The following is a 4,801-nucleotide window of genomic DNA, read 5'->3' on the forward strand; positions in this document are numbered from 1 at the left end:
CCATCGGACTGAGTCAGTGGTGTACTACTTCACCGCCAATGATGGCGAGGAATTGTGCCATATTCCGAATCCGTTGCCACCTACAACCCCGGTCTGGGTGTCCATTAACGACATCGACGGGGCCTGGCACCGGAAGCCACCACGTCAATACAACAAGAATCGCACCTGACTGACAGCGCCTGAAACCTTCCGTCCACAAAGCAGTAAGACTCCACACCTAAAAAGCGTGGAGCCTCACTGTCCACAAAGTCATGGGCCCCCGTGTCCCAGAACCTGTGAGACTCACTGTCAAAGAAGACATGAGTCAACACAAATGACCCGGCTATTCCGACTCTCAACCCGACGTGGTCGGCTGAGCGCTATCGATGCTGTTCCAAGTCGCAGGTCACTGTGGCGCTGTCTGATAATCAGTGGAGAATGGCCACTTGGGGGCTTACGCCCGGGTCGTGGGAGCATGCCACGTATTTCGAGGCTGCGCGGTCGGCGACGGAGCAGAGGTTTTCCTCTTTGAAGTCTCCTCACCTGGCGGGGTTCGAGCACCTGAAGTGGTCTCCGCGGCGTGAGCCGATGATCAGTCTGCTTATTGCGCTGTGGGTCGCGGCGACGAATGTATCCATTCAAGAAAGTCACCGGAACGGTAGGACGAGACCGTCCTCGATCAAGAAGCGGAAGAACCAAATCCGGGAGGACTTGGGGCGGTCTCCAGTCAGGATTCCGCCGAGAACCTAACCACGCTCTGCTACTAGTCAGTGCCGAGGCCACTAAGTATGGCCTCGGCACTGACCAGCTTGTGTCTCTTCCAGAAAACGATCGGGGATTTCCGAGCCGGCATTCGGACCCATGCTCTACCTGGCCGATGCAGCCGACGAATCCTACAAACGGTATCCGGTGCTGTGGTCGGGCCGGGTTGTTCAGGTCGGTCTCTCAGAGCTTTGCCGTGGGACGCTGGGAGTGGCTTGGGAAGCCTCAAAACGGTCGGGAACTCCGGGAGGATGTGTAGGGAACCCCACTGAAGAAAGTGGGGCTCACCACCTATCGCGATCCGCACACAACGTGCGGTTCTCGAACTGCAACGGCCGGAGATCATAAACTCGAAAGAGGGTGTGGTCTCCGGTTTTTTCGTCTTTTGGGCACGGCGAGGTACAGGATGCTGCTCAGGAGGAATCTCACCCGTAAGTTCTGGTCTCTCGAGATTTATTTTGTCATCGGAAGACAGATTGAGGTTGGACCCAGGGTCTTCGTTTCTCCGGGCAGTGGCGGGGAGTGAGTCCAGTCGTGGGTATTCAAGTATGTCGGGGGGAAGCGGGGTAACTTCTGATATGAACTAAGCCGGAGTGGGGAACACATGAAGAAGATCATTACGACATTTGCAGGAATGGCTTTAGCACTGGGCCTGACTGCGTGTGGCGCAGAGGAAAACCGGGAGCCTGTTGCTACCCAGACTACGACTGTGACTTCGGAAGCATCCGAAACTTCCACTAGTTCTGAGACGGTAGCGCAGCCTACTGTAGAAGCGCCGATCGTGGAGGAGGCCTACACAGACCCCGTAACTGTCGTAGAAGAGCCTTATATTGCACCATCGCCGCCACCCTTTATGAACCCTGAAGATTTTGATCCCTACGGACCTCCTCGGTTCGTTCAATGCTGGGAGAGGAACGCGGCAGTCATGTCGGACGGTTCAATCGTTACCGACACAGTGAACTGTGCCCCTGCCCCGTCTGTAAATGAATATTACGACGGACCTGCGCGTGCGGACGGGTGTGTCGGCCCCGCCGCTGTGTGCGGTTATTACGACGAGTCCGGTAACCCGATCTGGTTCGACAAGATGACCGGTGAAACCTCTCCGCGCTACTACGACGAGCATGGCAACCCCACGATGGAGGGGCCCTGAGCTCCCTGAATAATACAGCTGGTCCAATTTCCTCCGTCCAGCAAATCAAAAGGGGAAACTTGTCTCCCAGCAAGCATGGCTCATCCCGACATGGGGCCCATGTTCGCGGGCCTGTCCGGGCTGCTGCCGGATGGCCGGGTGATGTCCTTCATGGACCGGCACAGCGAACAACCGGTGATGATCGAGGGGAACAGCGTGCGCGGGGGAGGTGACCATGCTGGCTTTCCGCGGTCTGGACAACGCGCGCAGTTTCGGCGTGCCGACCGCGGGCTACACCACCGGGAACATGGTGGTGACCATGCCGGATCAGGCCCAGATGATGCTCACCGTCGCGCAGGTGAAGGACCGGACGGGGGAGATCTTCAACGACACTGCGATCCAACCCGACGAGGTGAGCGGCGATGATCCGATGGATGAGGCGAGGAACTGGCTCACCGCACAGCGGAGCTGCACTCGAGTGGAGGCCCCCGGGTGTCGTGAATCTTCCCCGTTCAGCTGTGTTCATTTACCAGGTGTAGCCAGACGGGTGGCTGATGCTGCATCTGGGGATGCAGAATATCTGCGTTTATGCTGACCATGTCAGGTATTCAGACCTACGAAAGCACACATTTTTCCCTTATCCCGCCAGGGTTCGGCGTAGAAATGAAAATCAGCCCAACCCGCCGAAACGGCGAGCGGGCTGATCAGGATGGCCTCACCACAACAGGTTCGCGGAACAAGAAGCTGTCGAGGAACACCCTATCCTTGAAGTGACACCTCCCCGCGCGGGTATTTAGACAGTGGACGCGCGTGAGTATTTTCCAGTGACGTCCTCGCCGTGAGGGAGAACTACCAGGAGTTGTTAAACATCAACGGCCTGCAGCTTGCGTAGGCTCTCACTGTCCTCGCGTTGCCCCTCAGTGCCGTCATTGATGCTGAGGTGCAGAATAGCTGCGAGCGCGTCCCGCAGGGCGGCGGTGGGATCGTCCACCAGGTGTGCCTCGCGGTAGCCGACGTGGTTATCGGGGCGGACCAGCACACACCCGTCGTCAGCGATCTCCCGCAGGCGCATCCAGTCACCGTAGGTGTCGGTGTAGTCCTGGGCTGGGCCGATCTTGAAAGCGGGGATCTCGATACCCAGCTCCGCGGACACCGTCGCCGCCGCCTCCACCCACGCCTGACCGTTGACACCGGTGAGCACCGTGAAGCGTCCCTGCCCGCAGATATCCAGGGTGGAGACCTTCGGGGCGGCCGGGTTGGCACCGTTGAGCCAGGCGTGCGGCAGCCGCGCCCCCGGATGCGTCGTGGGCTGGTAGTGCAGCTCCGGATCCGATTCCTGCACAGGCCAGTCGGTGCCATCCGAGACCACCGCGGAGGACTCGTAGCGCTGACCCATCTCCACACCCAGGGCGTTGAACTCGTAGTTCTTGATCTTCAACGCCTCGTGCAATGCCTGACGGCGTTGCTCACCTTCCGCCGTGGGCTGCTTACGCACATCCATCGCTGCCTGCATGGCCTCGGAGTCATCGGCCGGATCAATACCGAGGGCATCAAGCACGTGGCTGAACTCTGTGATGGACTTGTTCGCCCGGCGCACGATCTGCTTTGCGACGGGCACCCGCTCCTCGTTGTAGGTCGCCGCTAGGCCCTCGCCGGCCTGACCCTTGAGGATCATGGCCAGCTTCCAGGCGAGGTTGTAGGAGTCCTGGATGGAGGTGTTGGACCCCAGGCCGTTGCTCGGCGGGTGACGGTGCACGGCATCCCCGACACACAGCACCCGGCCCTTCATGTTCTGCGTGGCGTAGGTGTCGTTGACCGTCCACAGCGACCAGTGGCGGATGTTGATGTCCAGATCCGGGATTCCGACGAGGTTGCGCACGATGTCGGCGGCCTTGGCATCATCCATCTCCGGTGGTGGTTGGTTGATGTCATACCCCCAGGTCACCAGCCACTCGTTCCAGGGGCGGACCATACGCACCAGACCCAGGCCGATACCACCGACTGCAGCCCCCGGTTGGAGCACCCAGTACAGCGAGGACTGGCGGTCCTGGCAGTATTCGCTCAGGTCCATGTCGCAGTGGATGTTCATCGAACCGGACACCCCCATCTGCCCGTCCATGGGCAGGTTCAGGTCCGCGGCGATCTGGGAGCGGCCACCATCAGCACCGATGAGGTACTTCGAGTGGACGGTATAGGTATGCCCGGACATCCGGTCCCGGACGACTGTGTGCACACCGTGCGCGTCCTGGGTGTGGGAGACGTACTCGGTCTTCCAGCGGAATACCGCGCCACGGGCCATGGCGTTGCGCACCAGGATCGGCTCGAAATGGGTCTGGGGCAGGTCGCAGTTCAGCGACGGCGAGGCGGCGATGTACTCGCCCTCCCGGTCTGGTCCGGTGCCCCAGGAATGCACCCGACCGAATTCCTCGCCGTTGATCGCGGTGCAGAACACGGTCTCGCCGATCATGTCGTGCGGGACCTCCTCGGCCTTGATCTGGTCCTCAATACCCATGTCCCGCATGAGCTCCACGGTGCGCTGGTTGGTGATGTGCGCGCGTGGGGTGTTGGCGGTATTGGAGTATTTGCTGGCCACGACGCAGTCAATGCCGTAGGTGGCCAGGAAGAGTGCGGCAGAGGAGCCGGCGGGGCCGGAGCCGATGATGAAGACGTCGGTGGTGACATCAGCGGAAGAGGTGGTCATGATGCTCGTTCTCCTTAAAATATGTTGTTAGTTGATCTCTGCCGGTGCGAGGACGATGTCGAAGCGGGTCTTCGCCCAGTCCTGCTCACCCAGATCCCGCCCGTCCGGCGTCGGGGTACCCGCCGGCTGCTGCGCAAAGGTCTTGATCAGCGAATCCTTGACCCCGAAGACGGAGTCACCGATGGCCAGCTGGGGGTCACCGTCGACGAAGATGTGGGTGACCAGGGTGC

Annotated in this window: 3 protein-coding genes and 1 pseudogene; 2 read left to right on the top strand and 2 right to left on the bottom strand. The window is 60.3% G+C overall.

The window, feature by feature from the left end:
* Positions 1 to 1,345: 1,345 nt before the first annotated feature.
* Both EAH68_RS14590 and EAH68_RS14595 read left to right on the top strand, forming a co-directional pair.
* Positions 1,346 to 1,891 carry a hypothetical protein gene (locus tag EAH68_RS14590; RefSeq protein WP_126122056.1) on the top strand — a complete coding sequence of 182 codons (546 nt, stop codon included), beginning with the start codon at positions 1,346 to 1,348 and terminating at the stop codon, positions 1,889 to 1,891.
* Positions 1,892 to 2,105: 214 nt separating this feature from the next.
* Positions 2,106 to 2,465 carry a S41 family peptidase gene (locus EAH68_RS14595; RefSeq protein WP_126122057.1) on the top strand — a complete coding sequence of 120 codons (360 nt, stop codon included), beginning with the start codon at positions 2,106 to 2,108 and terminating at the stop codon, positions 2,463 to 2,465.
* A 267-nt stretch (positions 2,466 to 2,732) separates the two neighbouring features.
* Here the strand turns inward: EAH68_RS14595 and EAH68_RS14600 are convergent, their stop codons facing one another.
* Together EAH68_RS14600 and EAH68_RS14605 are read right to left on the bottom strand one after the other, a co-directional pair.
* Positions 2,733 to 4,571, bottom strand: a complete 1,839-nt coding sequence (locus EAH68_RS14600; RefSeq protein ID WP_126122058.1) for an FAD-dependent oxidoreductase — start codon at positions 4,569 to 4,571, stop codon at positions 2,733 to 2,735.
* A 27-nt stretch (positions 4,572 to 4,598) separates the two neighbouring features.
* Positions 4,599 to 4,801: pseudogene (locus tag EAH68_RS14605) on the bottom strand (hydroxyquinol 1,2-dioxygenase); the annotation flags it as partial.

Origin of the sequence: Corynebacterium hylobatis (assembly GCF_003955685.1) — a bacterium.
GTDB lineage: Bacteria > Actinomycetota > Actinomycetes > Mycobacteriales > Mycobacteriaceae > Corynebacterium > Corynebacterium hylobatis.

What these genes read in the sequence shown, in the direction of transcription:
- EAH68_RS14595 (WP_126122057.1), top strand. Translation starts at nt 2,106, where the DNA reads ATGCTGGCTTTCCGCGGTCTGGACAACGCGCGCAGTTTCGGCGTGCCG.
- EAH68_RS14600 (WP_126122058.1), bottom strand. Translation starts at nt 4,571, where the DNA reads ATGACCACCTCTTCCGCTGATGTCACCACCGACGTCTTCATCATCGGC.
- EAH68_RS14590 (WP_126122056.1), top strand. Translation starts at nt 1,346, where the DNA reads ATGAAGAAGATCATTACGACATTTGCAGGAATGGCTTTAGCACTGGGC.